This window comes from Catenulispora sp. GAS73 (genome assembly GCF_041262085.1).
In the GTDB taxonomy this organism is placed as follows: domain Bacteria; phylum Actinomycetota; class Actinomycetes; order Streptomycetales; family Catenulisporaceae; genus Catenulispora.
The window spans coordinates 430,401-454,662 of the sequence record NZ_JBGCCM010000003.1; the positions used below are offsets into that span (position 1 = coordinate 430,401).

General features: G+C 70.8%; 13 protein-coding genes. 12 read left to right on the forward strand and 1 reads right to left on the reverse strand.

The features are described 5' to 3' along the window. The first annotated feature begins 44 nt into the window (after positions 1–44). Positions 45–779, forward strand: a complete 735-nt coding sequence (locus ABH935_RS06950) for an SDR family NAD(P)-dependent oxidoreductase (protein WP_370376922.1) — start codon at positions 45–47, stop codon at positions 777–779. A gap of 74 nt (positions 780–853) precedes the next feature. Here the strand turns inward: ABH935_RS06950 and ABH935_RS06955 are convergent, their stop codons facing one another. Further along, positions 854–4,951, reverse strand: a complete 4,098-nt coding sequence (locus ABH935_RS06955; RefSeq protein WP_370376923.1) for a discoidin domain-containing protein — start codon at positions 4,949–4,951, stop codon at positions 854–856. A 303-nt stretch (positions 4,952–5,254) separates the two neighbouring features. Between ABH935_RS06955 and ABH935_RS06960 the strand changes: the two genes are divergently transcribed. From ABH935_RS06960 to ABH935_RS07010, 11 genes are all read left to right on the forward strand, one after another. After that, positions 5,255–6,238, forward strand: a complete 984-nt coding sequence (locus ABH935_RS06960) for a LacI family DNA-binding transcriptional regulator (RefSeq protein ID WP_370376957.1) — start codon at positions 5,255–5,257, stop codon at positions 6,236–6,238. A 140-nt stretch (positions 6,239–6,378) separates the two neighbouring features. After that, the gene (locus tag ABH935_RS06965; RefSeq protein ID WP_370376924.1) at positions 6,379–9,333 is read left to right on the forward strand and encodes a BTAD domain-containing putative transcriptional regulator; all 2,955 of its coding nucleotides are present in this window, start codon (positions 6,379–6,381) and stop codon (positions 9,331–9,333) included. An 89-nt stretch (positions 9,334–9,422) separates the two neighbouring features. Next, positions 9,423–11,942 (forward strand): NlpC/P60 family protein, encoded by a 2,520-nt coding sequence (locus tag ABH935_RS06970; protein ID WP_370376925.1) that lies wholly within the window; start codon positions 9,423–9,425, stop codon positions 11,940–11,942. Between the two features lie 204 nt (positions 11,943–12,146). Further along, positions 12,147–12,851 carry an ankyrin repeat domain-containing protein gene (locus ABH935_RS06975; protein ID WP_370376926.1) on the forward strand — a complete coding sequence of 235 codons (705 nt, stop codon included), beginning with the start codon at positions 12,147–12,149 and terminating at the stop codon, positions 12,849–12,851. A gap of 291 nt (positions 12,852–13,142) precedes the next feature. Next, positions 13,143–14,300, forward strand: a complete 1,158-nt coding sequence (locus ABH935_RS06980) for a 4-hydroxybenzoate 3-monooxygenase (protein ID WP_370376958.1) — start codon at positions 13,143–13,145, stop codon at positions 14,298–14,300. An 85-nt stretch (positions 14,301–14,385) separates the two neighbouring features. Continuing rightward, on the forward strand, positions 14,386–16,191 hold the full coding sequence (locus tag ABH935_RS06985; protein WP_370376927.1) for a methyltransferase: 1,806 nt from the start codon (positions 14,386–14,388) through the stop codon (positions 16,189–16,191). A 900-nt stretch (positions 16,192–17,091) separates the two neighbouring features. Further along, a complete protein-coding gene (locus tag ABH935_RS06990) occupies positions 17,092–17,994 on the forward strand; it encodes a hypothetical protein (protein WP_370376928.1) in 903 nt (300 codons plus the stop codon). Between the two features lie 655 nt (positions 17,995–18,649). Then, the gene (locus ABH935_RS06995; RefSeq protein WP_370376929.1) at positions 18,650–19,828 is read left to right on the forward strand and encodes a peptidase S8; all 1,179 of its coding nucleotides are present in this window, start codon (positions 18,650–18,652) and stop codon (positions 19,826–19,828) included. Between the two features lie 347 nt (positions 19,829–20,175). Beyond that, positions 20,176–21,255 carry a Zn-dependent alcohol dehydrogenase gene (locus ABH935_RS07000; RefSeq protein ID WP_370376959.1) on the forward strand — a complete coding sequence of 360 codons (1,080 nt, stop codon included), beginning with the start codon at positions 20,176–20,178 and terminating at the stop codon, positions 21,253–21,255. Between the two features lie 441 nt (positions 21,256–21,696). After that, the gene (locus ABH935_RS07005) at positions 21,697–23,367 is read left to right on the forward strand and encodes a beta-1,3-glucanase family protein (RefSeq protein WP_370376930.1); all 1,671 of its coding nucleotides are present in this window, start codon (positions 21,697–21,699) and stop codon (positions 23,365–23,367) included. A gap of 35 nt (positions 23,368–23,402) precedes the next feature. Next, the coding region (locus ABH935_RS07010; RefSeq protein WP_370376931.1) for a carbohydrate binding domain-containing protein at positions 23,403–24,262 on the forward strand (860 nt) is incomplete at its 3' end.

The following is a 24,262-nucleotide window of genomic DNA, read 5'->3' on the forward strand; positions in this document are numbered from 1 at the left end:
ATACGTTAAGTACACAGCACGGTTTACATAACGAAGGAGTGACCATGGGAAAGCTCGACGGCAAGGTAGCGGTGATCACCGGCGGCTCGACCGGTATGGCGCTGGCCGGGGCCCGGCTGTTCGTCGAAGAAGGAGCGCACGTCTTCATCCAGGCCCGACGCCAGGAGGCGCTCGACGAAGCCGTCGCGCTGATCGGCCGCAACGTGACCGCCGTCCAGGGCGACGCGGCCGACCTCGACGACCTCGACCGCCTCTACGAAACGGTCAGGGAGGAGAAGGGCTCGATCGACGTGCTGTGGGCGAGCGCCGGAACCGGCGAGCAGGCCAGGCTCGGCGAGATCACCGAAGCCCAGTTCCACGAAGCCTTCTCGCTCAACGCACGCGGCACGCTGTTCACCGTCCAGAAGGCGCTGCCGCTGCTCAACGACGGCGCCTCGATCTTCATGACCGGCTCGAACGCCTCACTCCGGGGCTTCCCCGGCTGGAGCGTGTACGCCGGCAGCAAGGCCGTCCAGCAGGCCTGGGCCCGCGTCTGGCTCAACGAGCTCAAGGACCGCCGCATCCGCGTGAACGTGCTCACCCCCGGCCAGGTCGCCACCGCCAAGCAGGAAGAGCTCTTCGACGAGGCGACCAAGAAGGCGTTCGAATCCCTGATCCCGCGCGGAGAGATGGGCCGCCCGGAGGAGATCGCGACCGTCGCGCTGTTCCTCGCCTCCGACGACTCCAGCTACGTCAACGGCATGGAACTGGTCACCGACGGCGGCACCACCGTCATCTGAACTGAACCGAAGACAGCGGCACGCCCTGCGGTCGGAAGCCTTTCCGACCGCAGGGCGTGCCCCTTAGCGCGAGATCAGGCCTTGGCCGTGACCTGATGCGTGTTGTAACCCTCGACCTGCAGTTCCGGCTTCCCCGAAGGCAACGCGCTCTCCGGGAAGGAAACGGAAAGCGTCCGTGACTCGCCGGGCAGCAGCCAGAGGTAGTTGTCCTCGTAAAGCGTCGGCAGCACTCGGTCGCCGGAGTGCGGGTCCAGCAGTGACAGACGGACCATGGCCGCGACCGCCGAGCCGTCGTTGCGGACGGTGACGGTCGCCTGCCGGCGCCCGTCACCGCCGCTCCGCGTGCCGCTGATCGAGGCAGAGATCTGAGTCTGCTGCACCGTGTTCAGCGCCTGCATCGCGGACGGGGAGTTGTAACGCCAGTACGTGTTCTCCGACAGCGTGTGGCCAGATGAGTCCTGCAGCGTCAGGCGCAGCAGGTGCAAATCCGGCAGCGCGCTGCCGAACGGCACGACGAACGCCTTCGCACTGTCCGCCGCGTTGACGTCGATCGCAGAGCTCTGCGTCGCCCCGAGCTGCCGGCCGGAAAGGTCGTAGAGCCGGGCCGAGACCGTCACGCCATGCAACGCGGTGGGTGTGTGGTTCAGCGCGACGACCTGCCAGTTGACCGGATCGGCCTGGACGTGGACCGGTTCGCACGCGCTGCGGGCCCCGTAGTACATACCGTTGACGTCGAAGTCGTAGTCATACGTCTGCCACACCGTGCTGTGCCACGCCGGGTGTGACATCCACAGCATCAGGCCACTGGCATCCGCCCACAGGTTCGCGTTCCAGGCCTCGAACATCGCGCGTGCGTTCTCGAAGTTGACGAACTGAGCTTTGCGCGTGAAGTCGCCGAGGTTGTCCGAGGGCTGCAAGCGGGCCTCGATGGCCGCCACGTACTGCCCCGGTGCCTGGTTCCCGTACTGACTCCAGTCGTGGTAGTACCACGGCCCGCCGATCGGCCACGCGGGCTCGTCCCCGGCCATGTTCTGCATGCTCTGCGCCGTGGAGACGACCGGCATGCCGATCTCGGTGTGGAAGCCGAAGCTGCGGCTGCCGTACGTCGTCGGGTCGAAGTACCGCGCCGGCTCCACCCAGTTGTACGGACCGCCGCCGGTGATGTTCCCGCCCGCCGAGTTGCTCCGGTAGAGGGTGCCCGGCGCGCCGTTCGTGACGGCCGTGCGCATACCCACGTCGATGGCCTGCGGCGGGTTCCCCTCGTTCGCGCCGCACCAGATGACGATGCTCGGGTGGATGCGGTAGCGCAGCACCGTGTCGGCGGCGAGGGTGTTGAACGCGTCGTGGTCCGGCGGGTCCATGCCCCACGCGTTCGGGAAGTCGTTCCAGACCAGGAGCCCGAACTCGTCGCAGGCCGCGAAGAACTCCTCGCGGTCGCTGGAGGCGACCCAGTTGCGGATCATCGTGAAGTTCATGTCGCGATGCATCCGGACCGCCGCGTCCATCCGCTCGGCGGGCATCCGGCGCAGCAGTTCGTCGAAGCCCCAGTTCCCGCCGCGGCACAGGACCCTGACACCGTTCACACTGATCTTCAGCGACTCCGGCGCGAGGCTGACCGTCTTCACGTCCGTCCACGCCGAGCCGTCGTCGGAGACCTGGATCACGTACGTCTTCGGATATGCCGCCTCCCACAGGATCGCCACCTTGTCGAAGGTGTGCGCCGATCCGAGGTCGACCTGGATCCACTGGTCGTCGGCGTAGGCGGAGGACCAGCGGGTGCCGCTGTTGCCGTCGGTGGCGTTGACCGCCGGGTTGGAGGGGTCCTCGCTCGACGCGGTCGTCGGCTGGTGCAGGGCCAGGTCTGTACCGGGCACGGCGCTGTTCAACACCGACAGCGTCCAGAGCGAGTTGCCCCAGCTGGTCTCGCGCAGGCCGCAGTCGATCCGCACGTAGCGGCCGGATACGGCGGGGAACGACTCGACGTCCAGGCTCGCGTCGCCGCCGTTGAACGGCAGCGGGACCGCGGTGTTGTCCACGCTCGCCGCGTCCGTCCACGTCGCACCGTCCGCCGAGACCTGCACGGCGTAGGTGCGCGCGTACGCCTGCTCCCAGGTGACGGCGACCTGGTCGAAGGACTGCGAGGAGCCCAGGTCGACCTGGATCCACTGGTTGTCCGCGTAGTCGGACGACCAGCGCGTGCCGGCGTCGCCGTCGGTGACGTTGGCGGCAGGGTTCGAGGGGTCCTGGCTCGACGCCGTCGCCGGCCGGTGGACGGCCAGATCGATGCCGGACGCGGCGCTGTTCAGGACGGCCAGCGTCCAGATGGAGAAGCCCCATCCGGTCGCGCGGGCCTCGCAGTTGATCCGCACGTAGCGCGCCTGCTGCGCACCGAGCTGCACGGTCTGGGTGTAGGCGTCGGGCGTCGCGACGAACGGCAGCGGGGTCTTGTATTCGTAGTCGAACTGCCGGATGCCGAAGCGGGTCTCGCGCTGGTCGCTGGTCTGGCCGTTGACCGCGACGGTCAGGGACAGATCGTGCAGCTTCGCCTCGCCGTAGCCGTTGGGCCACCACAGCTGCGGATTGCTCAGCTTCAGCTGGGGGAACGCCGCCGGCGTGAACGTGACGTCCAGGCTCTGACCTCCAGGCACCGTGACGGTCTGCGCGACTCGGACGCCGTCGAAGGACGCTGTCACGGTCGCGCTGCGAGCGGCGGAGGCGGCGTTGCGCACGGGCACCACGATGGTCAGTTCCGCGCGGGAGGTGTCGGGCAGCGCGGGCAGCGCCGTGTCCACGCGCGGGTCGCCGACCAGCACGTCGCCGGTGGCGCGCAGGCGCACGTGGTTCCAGATGCCGCTGGCCCGGTCGCGGACGGCCGGCATCCAGTCCCAGCCCGAGACGGACAGGTAGGTGGGGGAGTTCTCGTTCATGATCTGCGCGCCCGCGTCCACCCACGACTGCCCGGCCGGGCCCTTGTCGCCGGGGCTGCCGGGCACCGGCATCGGGGTGATCTTCACCGCGAGCGACTGCTGGCCGGAGACCAGGGATGAGGTCACGTCGATCGCGGCGCGGGCGTACGGGTAGGTGAGGCTGCCGACCTGGGTGCCGTTGAGGAAGACGTCGGCGTGGTGGTTGACGCCGTCGAACTCCAGCCAGATCCGTCGGCCGGTGCTGGTGTCGAAGGCGTGCGGAAGTGCGAAGTCGCGCTTGTACCACCAGGAATGGCGCGACAGGGCTTCGGGGATCCGCAGGTTGTCGAACCCTGCGACCGGATCCGGCAGGTGCCCCTGCTCGACGAGCGAGGCCAGGACGGTGCCCGGGACGGTGGCCGGTAGCCATCCGCTGGTGTCGACGGTCGGGTGGGACAGTGCGGTGCCGTCTCCCGTGGCCCAGTCGTCCATCGTCAGGACCCAGCCGGACTCCAGCGGGACCGTGCCGTCGTCGGCTACTTTCAGGTCGGGGGCGTGGTGGTCGTGCCGGCCCCAGTCGGTCCAGCCGGTGACGTGCGGGCGGGGGTCGGGGGCGGTGCCGTAGACCTCGAAACCGTTGAGTCCGAGCGGGTTCGCGTCGGAGCGCTTGGTCGCCGTCAGCCGGACCCAGCGTGCCGAGACCGGCGCGGCCAGATCGATCTGAACCGTGCCGCCGGTGCCCGACGAGGTCTGATACACGCTCGTCCAGGACTTCTTGTCCGACGAGACCTCGACCACGAATGCCACCGCGTAGCTGGAGAGCAGCTCCTGGCCGGTGGTCCCGTCGGACCAGTTGCCCGACGTCGGCTTGACGAACACCGGATCGCCCGCGGCGGCCTCGAAGGTCAGGTGGACCGACGTCACCTGGCAGACCGACTGCAGATCGACCGATATCCACTGCGGATCGCCGGTCGCGGCGCGCCAACCGGTGCCCCTGACTCCGGCGGAGGACACCCGGTCGACGGCGAACGAGCCGGGCGTCGGCGCGTAGTCCGTCGAGGAGACCTCGACCGGGCGGTAGAGGGCCAGCTCGCCCGGGGCCGGCGCCGGGCGCGACGCGTTCACCGGCTGGACCCCGGCGCCGGTGGCCGCGAAGCCGGTGGCGGGGAAGGCGGCGTCCAGCGAGAAGCCCGCCAGCAGCGACGCCCCTGCGGTGATGACGCTGCGCCGCGAAGCGTGGAAGGGCTGATCAGCCTGTGGTGCCATGTACGGACGTCCATTCTCAAGAGGTGAATGACAACGTTGTCACCGCGTGCGGGAGATTTAACTAGGACGCCGAGTCCAGTGTCAAGGTTGTCGCGGCTCGTCGGTTGTCGGTGTTGTGGCCCTGACATGCGGGTTCTTCGATGCGGAGGGGATAGTTCCGGAACTTCGCGCACCACGCGGGGCCGTCCGCGCCAACCTGACAACGTTATCGTCGCCGTCCGGTTACCCTGGTGCCACAACCGAAGCCGAGAAGGGGTGGTCCAGGTGCGGCAGGAGACGTCGGAGCCGACGGCGCGGCCCACGATGAAGGACGTCGCGACGGCGGCCGGGGTCGGGCTCAAGACGGTCTCGCGGGTGGTCAACGACGAGGCCGGGGTCACCGCGGCGACGGCGGCGCGGGTCCGCGCGGCGATCGAGCAGCTCGGGTTCCGCCGCAACGACGGGGCCCGGATGCTGCGCCAGGGCAGTCGCACCAGCAGCGTGGGGCTGCTCCTGGAGGATCTGGCCGACCCGTTCTACGCATTGCTGAGCCGGGCCGTGGAGGAAGTGGCCAGGGCTCAGGGCTCGCTGATGCTGGCCGGATCCTCGGACGAGGACCCCGAGCGCGAACGCGAGCTGACGCTGGACTTCTGCGCCCGCCGGGTGGACGGGCTGATCATCGTCCCGACGGCGGCGGACCACGCCTGGCTGGCCCCGGAACTGGCCGCCGGCACGGCCATGGTCAGCGTCGACCGGCCCGCGACCGGCCTGGACGTGGACACCGTGCTGTCCGACAACCTCGGCGGCACCGTCACCGGCGTCGACCACCTGATCCGCCAGGGCCACCGGCGCATCGGCTTCCTCGGCGACTCCCCGGACATCTACACCGCCTCCGAGCGTCTGTCGGGCTACCGGCAGGCGATGGCCAAGGCCGGCTACCAGGTGCGCGAAGGCTGGGTCGAGATGGGCAAACCGGACCCGGTCGGCATCAGCCTGACCCTGGACCGCATGCTCTCCGGCCCGGACGCGGTCAGCGCCCTGATGTGCGGCAACAGCCGCATCACGGTCGCCGTCCTGCGCGCCCTGGCCGCCGGCGACCGCCGCACGGCCGTCGTCGGCTTCGACGACTTCGAGCTCGCCGACATGCTCCCGACCCCGGTGACCGTGGTCGCCCAGGACCCGGTCCTGCTCGGACGCATGGCTGCCGAGCTGCTGTTCCGGCGCATGCGGGGGGAGCGGGGCAAGGTCCAGCGGTTGCAGGTACCTACCCGGCTGATCCCGCGCGGCTCGGGAGAGATCCCGGTCTGATCAAGGGCGCATGTCAATGGGGCCCGAATCGGTAAGCGATCTGTAAGCGCCCTCCCGTAGCGTCCGAACCGTGGTCTGTGCACGGGGCAGACCACATCTTTGCGCACACCCTGACAGCAGGCATGTGACAAACTGCGGTCGTGAGGGTGTACTTCGGCGTGCTCGGGCCGCTGCGGGTCGAGGTTGAGGCCGAGGTTGAGGCCGGGGTCGATGTCGGAGGTGGGCCGGGTCGGCCGACTGCCGGCGCGCCCGAGCGCCTTCCGCGTTCGCCGGTGCTCAAGGGCCTGCTAGGGGTGCTGCTGCTGGCTGAGGGGCAGCGGCTCAGTGCCGGGCGGCTGCTGGATCTGGTGTGGGCCGACCAGGCCACGCAGGTCGGGCTCGGTGCGTTGCAGACCGGGGTCTCCCGGCTGCGGAGTTGGCTCGGGACGTTCGAGGACCCGGACCTCGTCCTGGACTTCGACGGCAGCGGCTACAGTCTGCGCCTGCGTCCCGAGGCGGTCGATCTCGGGCGGTTCCGGCGGGCGGTGGCGGGCGGGGACCTCGGCGGCGCGGTCGCGCTGCGGCGGGGGCCGGTGTTCGCCGACGCGGTGCGGGTGAGTCACAGCGATCCGCTGGTGCGTACCGTCGAGGAGGACGTTCGCGCCGCGGTGCTCGCCTGGGCCCAGGCGGCGCTCGTGGACGGGAGCCCGGAGGCCGCGCTGCCGCACCTGGACGCGCTGGCCCGGGACACCCCGCTGGACGAGCCGGTGCAGGCCGCGCGGATGCGGCTGCTGGCCGCCGACGGCCGGCCGGCCGAGGCGCTGCGGCTCTTCCAAGCGCTGCGGCAGCAGGTCGTCGACGAGCTCGGCGTCGAGCCCGGCGCCCAGGTGCGTGAGGCGTACTCCGAGGTCCTGGCCTTGGACGGCGACGTGCAGAACGCGGCGCCCCGGCCGCTCCCGGTGCCGGCCCAGCTGCCGCCGGACTCCGCGGCGTTCGTCGGGCGCGAGCGCGGGACCGTGCGGATCCGCGAGGCCCTGGCCGCCGGGCGCCTGCCGGTGATCGCCGGCATGGGCGGGATCGGCAAGACCGCGCTGGCGGTGCGCCTGGCCAACCAGGCTCGCGGCGACTTCCCCGACGGCCAGCTCTACGTCGACCTGCGCGGCGCCGGCACCGACCCCGCCGACCCCGGCCTGGTGCTCAGCGGCTTCCTGCGCGCGCTCGGGGTTGAGCCCGGGCAGATCCCGGAGACGCCGGTCGACCGCTCCGCGCTCTACCGCAGCGTCTTGTCCGGCCGCCGGATCCTGGTCGTCCTGGACAACGCCGCCGACGAGCAGCAGGTCCGGCCGCTGCTGCCGGGCGCCGCTGGCGCGGTCGGCGCCGCCGCGCTGGTCACCAGCCGCACCGCGCTCACCGCCCTGGACAACTCCGAGCTGGTCGACCTGTCCGTGCTGTCCCCGGCCTCGGCGCTGGCGCTGCTGGAACGCCTGGTCGGCGCCGAGCGGGTGGCGGCCGAACCTGAGGCCGCCGCGGAGATCCTGCGCGCCTGCGACCACATCCCGCTCGCGGTCCGGGTGGTCGGGGCCCGGCTGGCCGGCCGGCCGCGCTGGAGCCTGGACCGGATGGCCGCCCTGGTGCGCGACGAACGGGACCGGCTGGACCAGCTGCAGGCCGGCGATCTGGCGATCCGGGCGAGCTTCGGGCTCAGTTATGACCGGCTGCCGGCCCCGGCACGCCGGCTGTTCCGGCTCCTGGGCCTGCTCGACGTCCCCGACTTCGCCTCCTGGGCCGCCGCCGCGGTCGCCGACCTCGGGCTCGACGAGGCCGAGCGCCATCTGGAGACCCTGGTCGACGCCCACCTGCTGGAGGTCGCCGGTGTCGAGCCCCGGCTCCGGTACCGGTTCCACGACCTGGTCCGGCTCTACGCCCGCGAGCAGTCCGACGCCGAGGACGGCGCCGCGTACCAGCTGGCCGCCGTGGTGCGCGCGGTCGGCGGCTGGCTGTGGTTCGCCGAGCGCGCCGCCGACCGGATCCCAGGACCCTGTTACGCCCCGATCCACGGCTCCGCGCCGCGCCGGCCGTTCCCCGGCGCGTCCGGCGCACTCCTGGCCGATTCGCTGGCCTGGTTCGACACCGAGCGGCCGGCGCTGCTGGCGATCACCCGGCAGGCCTGCGCGCTGAACCTGGTCTCGGCGGCGTGGGATCTGGCCGCCTGCCAGGAGAAGTACAACGACGTCCGCGGGTTCTACGACGAGTGGCAGACCGTCAACCTCGCGGTCCGGGAAGTGTGCCGGACGGCCGGCGACCGGCTCGGCGAGGCGGTGCTGACCCGCGGCCTGATCGAGGTGACGACCTGGACCGGGTCCGACGACGGCGGCCAGACCATGGTCGTCCTGCACGAGCGGGCCATGCGGCTGTTCGAGGAGTTCGAAGCGCTCGGCGCCGAGCGCGGCTCCGCCGACGCCCTGGTGATGGCCGCCTGGAGCCTGGTCGCGCAGGGCCGGCTCCCGGAGGCGCTGGCCGCGGCGGGGGAGGCCCTGACCCGCGCGGAGAACAGCGGCCACCCCGGCGGCCGGGCGCGCGCCCACCAGATCATCGCGATCGCGCGCAGCGAGGACGACGACCTCGGCCTGACCATCGACCATCTGTCGCAGGCCCTTGAGATCGCCCGGGCGCTGGGCAACACCCGCTTCGAGGCCGCCGCGACCCAGTTCCTCGGCGCCGCCTACTGCCGCGCCGGCGACGGCGAACGCGGCGAGGAGCTGCTGACCCGCGCGCTCGCCATGGCGCGGGCCTTCGACGACCGCTACACCGAGACCTTCTCCCTGCTCTACCTGGCGAAGTACTACGCGGTGATCGGCGATGCGCGGGCCAGGCCGGCCGCGGAGACCGCCGAGGCGATCAGCCGCCGGAACACGATGACCCATCACCTCGCCGACGCGCTGCTCATCCTCGGCCGCCTCGATCTGGCGACCGGTGATCCGGCCTCGGCCGTCGCGCACCTGGAGGAGTCCGTCGAACTGTGGCGGCGGCGCGGCTGGGAGTCGTTCCTGGCCGAGGCACAGGAAGCGTTGGAGAACGCTCGCGCGGCGGCCGTCACCGCCGAGGACGTTCAGTAAGTAATCCGTAAGCGCTTGTTCGTACTTTGTCTTCAGGACCCTGCGGGGACAGGGTCCTGCCTGCTTACGATGCCACCCGTAAGGAAGACATGAACAAGAACGAAAACCGGCGCGGATGGGCGCGGGCTCTGGGACTGTGGCTCGCCGCCGCGCTCCTGGGCCTCGCCGCGCCGCTTCTCGCGCCCGCCACCGCCTCGGCCGACGGACCGCCGACCGGCAACAACAAGCCCGTGCTCCTGCTCCACGGCTGGCAGCTCTCCGGCGAGGCGGACTGCCCGGCGGACGACATGTGGGGCCCGGCGATCGACCTGTTCCACCAGTGGGGGTGGAAGGGCCAGGTCCACACCATGGGCTACTACGGCGCCGACACAAACTGCTCCGACCCGTTCGCCGGCGGCGACGCCACCCAGCCGATCACCGACCTCGGCAGACAGCTGGCCTGGTACATCTACAACCACGACGCGGCGTGGGGCGGCGGCCAGATCGCCGTGGTCGCGCACTCCATGGGCGGCCTGATCATCCGGGACGCCATCGCCGGCACCCGCACCCACCGCGCGGGTTACCCGCCGTCGATCCCGGTCGACAGCGTGGTCACCCTCGGCACACCGCACCAGGGCACCACCTTCGCGGCCACCCAGGGGTGCCGGCTCACCAAGGCAGCCAGCCCGTCGAACGAGTGCTACCAGATGATTCCAGGCTCGGACTTTCTCAACGGCCTGCCGGTCGACTCCGGCCAGGACACCCTGTGGGCCACGATCGGCGCGGTCGAGGACGGGGTCGTCGGCGGCGACTCGTCGGTCAACCTGTCCGTCGCGAGCCCGCAGATCCGCTATGACGACAGCCAGGGCCTGAGCCACAGCGGGCTGCACGACGGCGGCAACTCACGCACCAGCGGCTGGACCGCGCAGTTCTCCTACGACAGCGGCCGGACCTGGAACGACCAGCACACCGGTTCGCCGCTGCTGGAGGCGTACCTCATGGCCGAGCGCGACCCGGGCAAGTTCACGCCCCCGCCGCCGAACGACTGCAGCGCGCACGGCACCCCGACGTCCGCGGCCGCCGGCGCCGCGATCACCGCGGCGTGCTCGCAGGAGAAGGCGGGGACCTGGTACACGTGGGGCGGCGGCCACGGCTCCGCGCCCGGCCCCACTTACGGGATGGTCGACGCCACCGACCCGGTCCGCAGCAAGAACGACCCCTACCGGATCGGCTTCGACTGCTCGGGCCTGGTGCGCTGGGCCTGGTCGCAGGCCGTCGGGTACGACGTCATGGGCGACAGCACCGCGGCCGGCATCTTCAGCATGCCCGGCCAGCGGCTGGGCACCGACACCTCGGCGCTCCAGCCCGGCGACCTCGTGTTCTGGGGCGTGTCGAACGTGCACCACGTGGCCGTCTACCTCGGCGCAGGCAAGATCGTGGAGGCGCGGGAGTCCGACACCCACGTGATGGTGTCCGACCTGACGAGCCACAACATGGCCGACTACGCCGGCGGTCTGCGCTTCGCGGCCGGCGGCACCGGCGGCGGGAACCACATGACGTGGGGCTCGAACGTCAACGTGCGCTCGACGCCGTCGGTCAGCGGCTCGGTCGTCGTCAGCTTCCCGGGCCCGACGCCGATCACCGTGGACTGTCAGAAGCACGCCGAGTCGGTGACCGCCGAGGGCATCACCAACGACGTGTGGGCGCACCTGTCCGACTACAACGGCTGGGTCTCCAACATCTACATCAAGGGCGGCTACTGGCTGGACGGGGTGCCCGACTGCGGCGGGAGCGGCGGGTCGGGCGAGCACTCGACCTGGGGGACGAGCGTGAACGTCCGCTCCCAGCCGTCGGCCTCCGCCTCGGTGGTCACCACCTTCGCCGGCCCGACCGCGATCCACATCGACTGCCAGAAGCACGCCGAGTCGGTGACGGCCGCCGGCGTCACCAACGACGCCTGGGCGCACCTGCCCGACGTCAACGGCTGGGTGTCCAACATCTTCGTCAAGGGCGCGGCCTGGCTCGACGGCGTGCCGGACTGCGGCGGCGGAACCGCGGCCGGCTCCTACAGCTCGTGGGGCACGTTCGTGAACCTGCACGCGCACCCGTCCACGGGGTCCGACGTCAAGGCGACGCTGGACGGGCCGACGACGGTCAAGATCGGCTGCCAGAAGCACGCCGAGTCGGTGACCGCCGAGGGCATCACCAACGACGCCTGGTCCTACCTGCCGGACTACAGGGCCTGGGTCAGCAACATCTATATCAAGGGCGCGGCCTGGCTCGACGGGATCATGGACTGCACCAAGCCGCCGGCGGTGGACCCGGACACCGGCGGCGGTACCGGCACCGACGGGCAGTGGAGCACGTGGGGGACGAACGTCAACCTGCACTCCCACCCCCGGACCGACAGCAGCACGGTCACCACGCTGGCCGGCCCGACGGCGGTGCAGATCGGCTGCCAGAAGCACGCCGGGCCGGTGACGGCCGAGGGCGTCAGCAACGACGCCTGGTCGTACCTGCCCGCGTACAAGGCGTGGGTCAGCAACATCTACATCAAGGGCGCGGCCTGGCTGGACGGGGTCATCGACTGCACCGTGCCGCCCGCGCTGGATCCCGAGACACAGACCTGAGACGCGGTGTTCGCCATGGTATCGACCGACTGACTCGACGACCGGGTTCCTTTCCCGGTGACCCGTGGGGCCCGATCGCCGAGGGGGCGGTCGGGCCCCACGGCCGTGGGGCCCGGTGGGGTCGGATCGAGGGAACCGGTCGTGCGTGTGGCCCGCCACGCCACTAGCATCGCCAGTGGTTTCATGATCTCCCCGGGAGGGCCCGTGCCCGACGACTTTCTCGACACCTTCGTCGCCATCCGCGAGGGCGACGTGACGCGCCTGGAGGCGTTGCTCCGAGCGTGCCCGGGCCTGGCCTCGTCGCGGTTGGGCGGGCTCGCCGGTGGCCGTACGCCGCTGCATGTCGTCGCGGACTGGCCGGGCTACTTCCCGAACGGCCCGAGGGTCGCGCAGCTGCTCATCGACACCGGCGCGGAAGTGGACGCCCGGGGCGAGGACGGCACCGGCGAGACGCCGCTGCACTGGGCGGCCAGCAGCGACGACGCGGCGGTCGCGCGCGTCCTGATCGACGGCGGGGCGGACGTCGAAGCCCCCGACGGCTCGATCGGCACTCCGCTGGACAACGCCGTCGGCTACGGCTGCTGGAACGTCGCGCGCCTGCTCGTCGCGCGCGACGCCCGCGTCGACAAGCTCTGGCACGCCGCCGCCCTCGGGCTGCTGGACCGCCTCGACGAACTTGTGACCGCCGATCCGGCACCGGCCCAGCACGACCTGGACCAGGCGCTGTGGCACGCCTGCGCGGGCGGGCAGAGGCGGGCCGCCGAACTCCTGGTAGGGCTGGGCGCCGACCTCGGATTCACGCCCGAGTACGGACGAGGTTCGGTGCTGGATGTGGCGTCGAATCACGGAACACAGCGCGCCAACCTCATCGGCTGGCTGGAAGAACGTGGTGCACGCGCGGCACAGTGAGCACGAGACGTCGAAGTCCATGCGTCGGGCCTCGTTCCGGCCGAGTGGGAGTGGCCCTCGACGTGGGTCGACCGGGCCGGCCGGAATCGGACCGACGCCATCGCCGCCCTCAACCCGGCCGAGCGACGCAAGGGCAAGACGGTCATCCGCGTCAAGAATTCGTTGGCTTATTTAGGCATCTCAAGGCATAGCTACGTTATAGTCGGCTCTCTTAATGCTTTTGAGTGACTTGATAGCGTTCGTTTCCTTTCGCCCTGGTTATCATCGTCGCTCGTGACGAATGGTCAGGGCGTGATCGTCCTCGGTGCGGGCCCGGCGGGACTGGTGTCGGCCAACATCCTGAACGACGCCGGGGTCGAGTGTGTGGTCCTCGAACGTGCCGGCCGCGAGCACGTGCGGACCCGGGCCCGGGCCGGCTACCTGGCCCCGAACACCGTGCGGATCCTGGAGCGGCACGGCCTGGCCGAGGGGCTGCGGCGGCGCGGCCGGACGCACGGCGTCTGCGAGTTCCGCACCGAGACGACGCGCTTCCGCCTGGAGTACGAAGGGCTCGGCGCGCAGGAACCGCACACCGTCTACCCGCAGCAGGACCTGGTCGCCGATCTGCTGACCCGGTACGTCGAACGCGGCGGCCGGATCGTGTTCGGCGTCGAGGCGCAGGCCGTCCTGGACGCCGACGGATCCCGGCCCGAAGTGCTGGCGCACGACCCGGACGGGGCGCCGGTCCGGTGGTCGGCGCGCTACGTCGCGGGCTGCGACGGCCGACACGGGGCGGCGCGGCGCTCGATCCCGCCGGGCGCCGTCCGGCGGCACCGCGTGGACCACGGGGTGTCGTGGCTGGGTCTGCTCGCCGAGGCGCCGCCGAGCCTGGACGCCGTGGGTTACGCCGTGCACGCCCGCGGCTTCGCCGGCCACATGGCCCGCAGCGCCGACGTCACCCGCTACTACCTCCAGTGCGAGCGCGGCACCGGGCCGGACGCGTGGTCCGAGGAACAGCTCTGGCGGGAGCTGTCCGTACGCCTCGGCGCCGACCGGTTCGGACCGCTGCACCGGGGGCCGATCGTGCAGCGCGCCGTCGTCGACCTCGAATCCGACGTCCTGGAGCCGCTACGGTACGGATCGCTGCTGCTGGCCGGGGACGCGGCGAGCCTGATCAGCCCTTCGGCGGCCAAGGGCGCGAACCTCGCGGTGCTGGAGGCGGAGCTCCTCGCCGAGGCCCTTATCGCAGACCTCGTACATGGCGATCCGGAGCCGCTGGACCGGTATTCGCACCGCTGCCTGGAGCGCATCTGGCGGGCCCAGGAGTTCTCCGGATGGATGGTCCGGCTGCTGCACGGAACCGGCGGCGCCGACGGCTTCGGCAACGCCCTGCGGCGCTCGCGACTGGAATCGCTGCGCACCTCACGAAGCCACCAGGACTGGTTCGCCGAAAACTATGTAGGCGTCTGACCGCTCCCGCAAAACCCTGAAGAACACGCGCGTCCAAGGCGGACGCGCGATCCGCGCAACCCCAGAAACGAGGAAGCGTCCTTCCATGCTGACCGCCTTTCCCGATACGGCCCACCTGCGCACGACGGCCGAGTTCGTCCGCGACCAGGACACCGCGTCGCTGTTGGCACTGCTCCTGCCCGGGCTCGACGGATCGGAACTGCGGTCGCTCACCGAGCGCTGCTGCTTCACCCACGCCGCGGTGCTGGTCTTCCCGCCGGACTGGGACACGCTGCACGCCGAGCTGGCGGCGTGCGATCTGGCCGCCGATGCGGATCCCGCGCCCAGCGTCGTGGTCAAGGAGCGGCTGGCGGCCCGGCACCGCCGCGACCCCGCGACCCTCGACGTCCGGATTCTGCGCCCGCCGGTCCGGGGCCGCGGCGGCGAGTCCCGGATGGTCGAGGTGTTCGCGCTGCCGGTGCCGCCCGGCTCGGGCCTGGCGGAGGTCGCGGACGTCGAGCGGGCCCGGCAGCACGAGGCGCACGTGGCGTTCGACGTGGATCGCGCCGATCCGCTGCTGCTGAGCGGCTTGCGCACGATCCTGATCCGGCACGGCGCCACCCCGGACGGCGGCGGCTACAACGTGCACGAGAACGGCACGGTGTTCTACTTCGCCACGCCGCCCGACTCCACGTCCGGTTACCGGCGCATGGAGCTCTACGCGAGCGGCGACTTCCGGGACGTGCTGGCCGTGCACCTGGCCGAGCAACGTGCGGATCAGGACGCTGCGACGCTCCTGCGGCTGATGACCGGGGCGTGGACCACCCAGGCGTTGGCCGCGTTCGCCGAACTGGGCGTCCCGGACGCCCTGGACACGGAATTCGGGACCGAGCTCGAAGTCCTGGCGAAGCAGACCGGGCTGCACGCCGACAGCCTGAACCGCCTGCTGCGCTACCTGGCGATGATGGGGGTGGTGCGCCGGGATGCCGGGAGCGGCGGTGACAGTGCCGGCGGCTGGGACGGCGACGGCGGCGACAGCGACGGCGGCAGCAGCGACGACTGTGCTGACGGCGGCGACGGCGGTGGCATCGGCGGCAGCTGGCGGCTCACCGGACTGGGCTCCCTGTTGCGCGCCGACGACTCGCATTCCATGCGATCCCTGGCCCTGATGTACGCGGGCACCTTCTACCAGTCCTTCACCGGCCTGGCCCACACCGTCCGCACCGGCCGGGACGGCTTCGAGCACGTCTTCGGCACCCACCACTTCGAGCACTTCGGCCGGCACCCCGGCCTCACGGACCTGTTCCAGCAGTCGATGGCCGCCAGCGCCCTGATGTTCGACCCGGTTCCGGACCACCCAGCGTTCGCCGCCGCAGTCGAGCACGCCGCCGCGCGGAAGCGGCCGGCCACCGTCGTGGACGTGGCCGGCGGCACCGGTGCACTGCTCGGCCGGATCCTGACCGCGCATCCCACGCTGCATGGCGCGCTCCTGGAACGGCCGCACGTGGTGCCCGCCGCCCGGGAGGCGCTGCGGGCCGCCGGGTGCGCGGACCGGTGCGAGTACCACGTCGGCGACTTCGCGGACGTGCCATCCGGCGCCGACGTCTACCTGCTGTCCCGGGTCCTGCACGACTGGGACGACGAGCGCTGCCGGGAGATCCTGCGGCACTGCGCGAAGGCCATGCCGCAGCACGCCGATCTGCTCGTCCTGGAGCGCGTGCTTCCGGTCGGGACGGTGCCGTCGCTGGCCGGGTCCTGGGACCTGCACATGCTCTGCAACGTGGGCGGCCGGGAGCGCCACACCGGCCACTACGCGCGGCTGCTGGCCGACGCAGGGCTCGAACTCGTCGCGCACTCGCCGCTGCCGCTGGAGGGGCGCCTGCTGCACGCGCGCAAGATGTCCGGCGCATAAAAGTGGCGCTGCTGGCCTGTGTGTGGGTGTTGGTGGCGGGTGCGGTTTGTTTGTGGGTTGACGGTCAAGGGCGTTTTTTGACGGCTGGCGGCCGCGTGTGGTGGGCACCGAAGATCAAACGCAGGGCCTTCAGCCGGTGCCTCTGCTCGGAGGGATGGGGGTCGCGTAGTCGGCTGCCGGTCGCTGCTGTCCCGGCCTGTGCTGTGGACGGGTTCCACCCGGTGGCCACAGGCGGCGGTGAGTTGTCGCGTCGGAGGTGCGGGAACCCTTCCCACAGGCGGGGTTGTCCCGGGTTCCCCGTCGCGTCGGCGGGCGTAGCCAAGCTGACCGGACAGCCGGTGTCAAGCCGAACGAGACAGCACCACAGCAACAGCGATCCGGCTTGATACCGGCTGGCCGGTCTGCTTCCGTGAGGCGACGACGCGACGGGGAATCCGGGACGAGGCGACCACAAGCAGCGTCCGGCAGCCGACTACGCGACCCCCCTCCCCGGAGCGAGTGCCGCTCGCCGCGCAGGCGCCGCCGGAGGCCCTGTCTTTGACTTGAGGCACCCACCACGCCCGACGATTGCCGCCTACGCAACGCGTGCGCAGTGACTCGGACCTGTGCGCGGTCGTGCACACGAACACCGCCGGCCGCCAGCGCGTCCCCAGGCACACCACCGAACTGCGCCACCCAGCGGATCCTTCTTAAACCCGTGCGAAGCCGTAAAAAGCTCCTAAAACCCACCAACAAACCGCACCCACCACACCCCAGCCACCCACACCCACACATCAAGCAGCGGCGCCATAAAAGTGTGAGGTCGTCGGGGCCGGCGCAGTGCTGCCGTTGGGGTGAAGGCGCGCTCCACGACGGCGTGTTGGCGCCGGCCCGGCACGCCGCCGAGCCCACAGTCCTTGCATGACAAGTATGCGACCGGCCAGGCGGCGGTTCAGGACCACCGCGCTGGCACTTGCCGGAACGATTCTGCTCACCGTGGCGGCGGCCCCGGCCACCCAGGCGGCCGGGGCCGTCCGCGCTGCTTCGCCGACCGGGTTCTCGATCCCGTTCACGGGACCGGCCCGGTATCTGCCGCTGGCGCCGACCGAGACGACCGAGACGACCGAGACGACCGCCGCCTCCCAGCTCCACCAGGCGATCGGGCAGCAGGCGGCTGACGCGCTCGCCGCGAGGATCGGGCTGCGGAGGTCGACGTCCTTGACCGAGCAGCAGTACCTGGAGTTCATCTCCGGCCAGGGCGTCGGCGGTGATCCCGCGTCCGCGGCGTTGGTGGACGCGAGCGTGAAGATCCTCACCAACACCACGGGGCACCCGCTGTACTCCGTCGTCGACGGCGTGCTCACGCCGACGGTCCTGGCCAGCTACGGCCTGTTCGTGACCAAGGACGGCTGGCTGGAGAGCCCGGCTTACCAGACCGCCCCGACGCGGCTGGTGAACACGGTGATCGCGCCCGGCGGCTACATGGGCCAGTGGATGACGGCCAACGGCGCGACCTCCTCCCTGATCGCGCTTTACCGGTCGGCGTACCTGGTGGAGGCGGCCTTCGGCTTCGTGTGCCAGCAGATCTCCGGCCAGGCTCAGCTGGCGCCCAACACGAAGAACGGGACGTCCTCGGAAGTCGGGATGTCGATGGCTCCGGCCCTGTGGCTGACCAACTTCGCCCTCATCTACACGCTCAACCCGGCGCTCGCCGCGGAGATGCCCGCGTGGTGGGCGCCGATTCCCGCCACGGTGGCCACCGCGATCCTGACCAGCCCCACCGGTCGGGTGCGGTATAGCGATTACGCGTCCGCGCTGCACTAGCCGCGGCGCCGCGCGGGGATACCGCTTCGAAAACACGAAGCCCTGGTCAGCCTGGCTGCCAGGGCTTCTTTGCTGTCTAAAAACAGATCCCTGATATACCTCTCTTTTCCTTCGCCCGACTGTCAAGCGGGGGAACACCGCAGCACGGTCCGCGCTCGCCGCCATCGGTTCGGTGGCCGGGGGAAACCGTGAGAAGCCCGCGGGTTTTCGGGCAATGGCGGCGCGGGCGGCCGTGATCGACGTCATTGACCCTCCGGGTCCGCGCTGCTACGTTCCGTCTAAATACGAACCCTGCGATGTGTGAGGGTCGGGCAGCGCTCCGGCGGAGATCGGACGGGCCTGGCCCTTCCCCGTAGGCGCCGTATCCCCACCTCACCGTCGGTCCGCCGACGGTTCCTCCGGGACGCCCGGAAAACATCGCGAGTCCGCCGGTACGCCGGCGTGCCGGAAAACGGCCGAGCGATGCCGGCGGTGCGTCCCCCGACCTCGCCGCCGGACTCCGCCCACACCGGTGTCGGCATCCCGCCGGAGCACGCCCATGCTCCACGCTCCACGCTCTGCGGTCCGTCCGCGGCCGCTTCGAACTCGTCACACCGCACCGCGGCCCGGCCACCAGCCCGGTCGTCCCCCCAGATTCACCTCTCGGAGGATCTCAGTGACAGCTCGTATCAGGCTTCTGTTCTCACTGCTCGCCGCACTTCTGCTCGGCACGGCCGCCGTGCCGGCGTTCGCCGACGTGAACGCCTCGGCGGTGAACACCCCGGCCGGGGCCACCTCGGCCGCGGCCACCACCTTCGCGCACCCGCTGTTCGTGCCCGGACACGCCGCGCCCGGCGTGCACTCGGCGCTCGTGCCGTCCGGCTACGGTCCGGCCGACCTGCAGTCCGCGTACAAGCTGCCGTCGAGCACCCGGGGCACGGGTCAGACCGTGGCCATCGTCGACGCCTACAACGACCCGACCGCCGAGGCCGACCTCGGCGTCTACCGCTCCACGTACGGCCTGCCGGCGTGTACCACGGCCAGCGGCTGCTTCAAGAAGGTGAACCAGTCCGGCGGCACCAGCTACCCGCCGACCGACGCCGGCTGGGCCACCGAGATATCGCTGGACCTGGACATGGTCTCGGCGGTCTGCCCCAAGTGCCACATCCTGCTGGTCGAGGCCACCTCGGCGACCTACGCCAACCTGGGCGCGGCGGTGAACGAGGCGGCGGCGCTGCACGCCTCCACGATCTCCAACAGCTACGGCGGCGGCGACCTGCCCGACACCTCGGCGCCCTACTACAACCACCCCGGCATCATGATCACCGCCAGCTCCGGTGACGGCGGCTACGGCGTGGAGTTCCCGGCGTCCTCGCGCTACGTCACCGCGGTCGGCGGCACCTCGCTGACCCGGGCCTCGAACGCGCGCGGCTGGACCGAGAGCGCGTGGTCCGGCGCCGGCTCCGGCTGCTCGGGCTACAACCCGGCCCTGAGCGGCCAGGGCCCCTACGGCACCGGCTGCCCCCGGCGCGCCGTGGCCGACGTCTCGGCCGTGGCCGACCCGGCGACCGGCGTCGCGGTCTACGACACCACCCCGTACGGCGGCCGCAGCGGCTGGCAGGTCTACGGCGGCACCTCGGTGGCCTCGCCGGTCATCGCCTCGGTGTACGCGCTGGCCGGCAACGCCGCCACGATCAACAACAACTACCCCTACACCCACCACTCCGCGAGCACGTTCTTCGACGTCACGACCGGTTCCAACGGCTCGTGCACGCCGGCCCAGCTGTGCCACGCGCGCGTGGGCTGGGACGGCCCGACCGGCCTGGGCACGCCGAACGGCATCGGCGGGTTCTGATCCGCACGGCAGCCGCTGACGAACAATGACCGGCGTGGTGGCGGCAGTTCTGCCGTCACCACGCCGCTTGGCTCCTTGTGAAACGTGTCCCCCGGGTTTCGGATGTACTCCCATCGCCCGCAAGGTCGTCGACACGGTCCCGCCCGGCGAAGAGACGCGACTATCGGAGTTTTCCCGACGTTCGCGGGGATCCATTGGCAGGGCGATACGACGCCTGTGAAGATGTGGGGCGCCAGCGCGGGGCGGTGGGCTGCCATCCCCATCTCGGGCGGGCGCGATGACGCCGTCGCGCTCGTCAACGCCGTGCTCATCCACAGGAGCTAGACCTACTCGGGCAAGGGGTCATGATGCGCGCAGCAGTCCTGTTCAAGATCGGTGGCGAGGCGCTTGAGGTGCGCGACGACGTCTCCGTCGTCGGCCCCGGTCCCGGCGAGGTGCGGATCCGGGTCCGGGCCACCGGGGTGTGCCACTCGGACCTGTCGGCGATGACCGGGGTGCTGCGCCAGCCCGCGCCCTTCGTGCCCGGCCACGAGGGCGCCGGGGACGTGGTCGCGGTCGGCGAGGGCGTCACGCGGGTGGCGGTCGGCGACCGGGTCATCGTGTGCTGGAACCCGTCGTGCGGCGAGTGCTCCTTCTGCCGGGGCGGGCAGGGCAACCTGTGTGTGAACATCTTCGTCGGCATGATGTTCGAGCCGCACTTCAGGATCGACGGCGCCGAGGTCTACGGCTTCGCCGGCAACGGCACCTTCGCCGAGGAGATGGTGGTGCCGTGGCAGTGTGCGGTGAAGGTCCCGGACGACGTGCCGTATGAGATCGCGGCGCTGATCGGCTGTGGTGTCACCACCGGCGTGGGCGCGGTGTTCAACACGGCGCAGGTGCAGCCGGGTTCCTCGGTCGCGGTGATCGGCGCCGGCGGCGTCGGGATCAGCGTGATCCAGGGCGCGCGGATCGCCGGGGCGGCTGAGATCGTCGCCATCGATCCGGTGGAGAGCAAGCACAAGGCCGCGCTGAGCTTCGGCGCCACGAGGGCCGTCAAGCCCGAGGAGGTCGACGCGGCCAAAGCCGAGGTGACCGGCGGGACCGGCTTCGACTACGTCTTCGAGGTGGTCGGCCAGTCGGCGCTCGTGAAGCAGGCCTACGGCTTGGCCCGGCGCGGCGGCACCGTCACGGTCGTCGGCGCCGGCAAGAACAAGGACCGCGTCGAGTTCGACATGTTCCAGCTCTTCTCCGAGAACAAGAAGATCCTCGGTTCCTACTACGGCGGCGCCGACCCGCGCCGGGAGTACGGCCGGATGATCGCGCTCTGGCGCGCCGGCCGGCTGGACCTGGAAGGCATGATCACCGCCCGGCTCACGCTCGACGACGTCAACCAGGCGCTGGACCTGATGCGCAGCGGCGAGGCGATCCGGACGATCATCGAGGTCTGATCCGCCGCAAATATTTCCCGACGCCCCCGGGCCGCGATCGTCGCGGCCCGGGGGCGGCTGTTTTGCCCGCTGAGCGGTCCGAGCCGATGTCGGAGACAAGACCCGTGGGGATAGTCGATCGATCTCGTTGATCCGCGATCTCTTTTGCATGTCAGCGATGGGAAAGAATCCCCGCGAGAGCGGTTGACGGACGGCCCGAGCGTTTCCATACTCTGACCCAACCGGCGTTTCGGAAACGTTTCCGGAATCGCTCGCCCGTCACCCGCTCACGCCACTCGTGCGGCGCCGCACGGCAGGGGAGTGGGCATCAGCCGATCCGCGCGGTGTTCCTGCGCGCTGATCGCCGCGTCACCGAGTACCGGGCTCCTGCCCTGGTCCCGCCACGACGATGTCAGGCTCCGGATTCACGGTTCGTGTTCGCCATCTCCGAGGAGAGTGCCCATGACGGTCAGTCGCAGAAAGTTCCTTACCTCCTCAGCCTTCGTGGGAGGTGCCGCGCTCCTCGGCGGCGTCGGTGCCGACGTGGTCGGCTCGCGGGCGTCGGCCGCCACCGCGTCCACGCTGTCGGTCGCGCTGAAGAACAACACAACCTCGAACACGGTCTACGCGTTCGTGACCGGGCTCGCGATCAGTAACAATGCCCTGGTTCTGCTCGAATCGGACGGGCGGACCCTGTACTACCCGACGTCGCCGAGTTCGACCGGCGCCCCTCTCGGAGCGAACTGCGCGATTCCGCTGGGCGGTCCCGGCTCGACGACCACCATCACCATCCCGCAGCTCGCCGGCGGCCGGGTGTGGTTCTCGATCGGCAGCCCGCTCACCTTCCTGCTCAACCCGGGCCCGGCCCTGGTCGAGCCGTCGGTGAGCAACCCGTCGGACCCGAACATCAATCTGCGGTGGGACTTCTGCGAGTTCACCTTCAACACCTCGCAGTTGTACGCGGACATCTCCTACGTGGACTTCGTCTCCATCCCGATCGGCATCAGCCTGACGGACACGTCGGGCGCCGTGCAGAACGTCACCGGGATGCCCGCGAGCGGCCTGGACACCGTGTGCTCCGGCCTGATCGCGCAGCACAACGCCGACGGCGCCGGCTGGAACCAGCTCATCGTCACCTCGGGCGGGTCGAATCTGCGGGCCCTGAGTCCGAACAACGGGATCGTGATGAACTCCTCGTTGTTCTCCGGCTACTTCCAGCCCTACATCGACCAGGTCTGGTCGATGTACCAGAGCACGTCGCTGACGGTCGACACCCAGGCTTCCTGGGGCAGTGTCACCGGGCAGGTCTCCGGCGGCGTGCTGAACTTCCCCGGCCTGGTCAGCTACGCCCAGCCCGCGGCCAAGGACATCTTCAGCTGCAGCACCGGGCCGTTCGCCAACACCGCCGGTGAGATCGGCGCCGTGTCCGCGCGCCTGTGCGCGGCGTTCAATCGCAGCACCCTGCTGATCGACTCCAATCAGCCCGACGGGGAGAACGTCTCGACCTTCTATCAGAACTCGATCACCAACCACTACTCCCGGATCGTGCACGCGGCGAACACCGACGGCCTCGGCTACGCCTTCCCCTACGACGACGTCGTGGGCAACAACGCCAACCAGTCCGGCTACGTCGCCTCGGGCAGCCCGGCGCTGTGGACGATCACGGTCGGAGGCGGTAGCGGCACTCCGCCGCCGCCGCACACGGTCACCGTCACCTCGCCGGGCAACCAGACCAGCGCCGTCGGTGCCTCGGCGAACCTGCAGATCAGCGGCAGCGACTCCAGCGGCGCCCCGCTCACCTTCACCGCCGCCGGTCTGCCGCCGGGCGCGAGCATCAGCGCGGCGGGGCTGATCACCGGCACGCTCAGCACCGCGGGCAGTTTCACCACCACCGTTACCGCGACCGATTCCACCGGGGCCTCGGGCAGCGCCTCGTTCACCTGGACGGTCAGCTCCGGCGGCTCGGGCGGCGGCTGCGCCGGAGTTCCGGCCTGGAGCGCGACCACGTCGTACGTCCCCGGCAACCAGGTGACGTACGCGGGCACCCTGTGGACCTCCACCTGGTACTCCACCGGCGCGGTGCCCAACGCCCCGCAGTCCTGGGCCGTGTGGAAGAACTCCGGGGCCTGCTGACCCAACCGCAGCCAAACCGACACTGAGGACCCTCCATGCCATTTAAAGACGCATTGAGCCGTCAAGTACGGCAGCGGGCCGGCGTGATCGCCGCGGCCTGCGCCCTCGCCCTGGCCGGCCTGGCGGCCGCCGCGACCACCTCGACCGCGGCGTCGGCCGGCGCACCGGCGGCCACCGCGAACCTCGTCCAGAACCCCGGATTCGAGTCCGGGACGCTCGCGCCCTGGTCCTGCTCGGCCGGAAACGCTTCCGTGGTCACCAGCCCGGTGCACTCCGGTTCCCACGCCCTGCTCGCCACGCCGACGAACAGCGACGACGCGCAGTGCTCGCAGACGGTGAGCGTGCAGCCGAACTCGGCCTACACGCTGACCGCCTGGATCGAGGGCAGCTACGTCTACCTCGGCGACACCGGAACCGGCACCAGCGACACCAGCAACTGGACGAGCAGCAGCTCGTGGACCCAGCTGAGCACCACGTTCACCACCGGCGCGGCCACCACGAGCGTCACCGTCTGGCTGCACGGCTGGTACGGCCAGGGCAACTACTCGGCCGACGACGTCACGCTGTCCGGCCCGGGCGGACCGACCTCCGGGCCGAGCACCCCGACCCCGCCCACCTCGCCGACGACGTCTCCCTCCACGTCTCCCTCGACGCCCCCGACCTCTCCGTCGTCGAGCCCGTCCGGCACGCCGCCTCCGCCGACCGGCGGCGGTCTGGGTCCGAACGTGATCGTGATCAGTCCGAGCGAGTCGGTCAGCACGATCGCGAGCACCCTGAACGCCTTGGGTACGCAGCAGGCTCCGAACCAGTTCGGCAACCAGCGCTACGAGATCCTGTTCCAGCCCGGGACCTACGGTTCCACCGCGGCGCCGCTGGACTTCCAGCTCGGGTACTA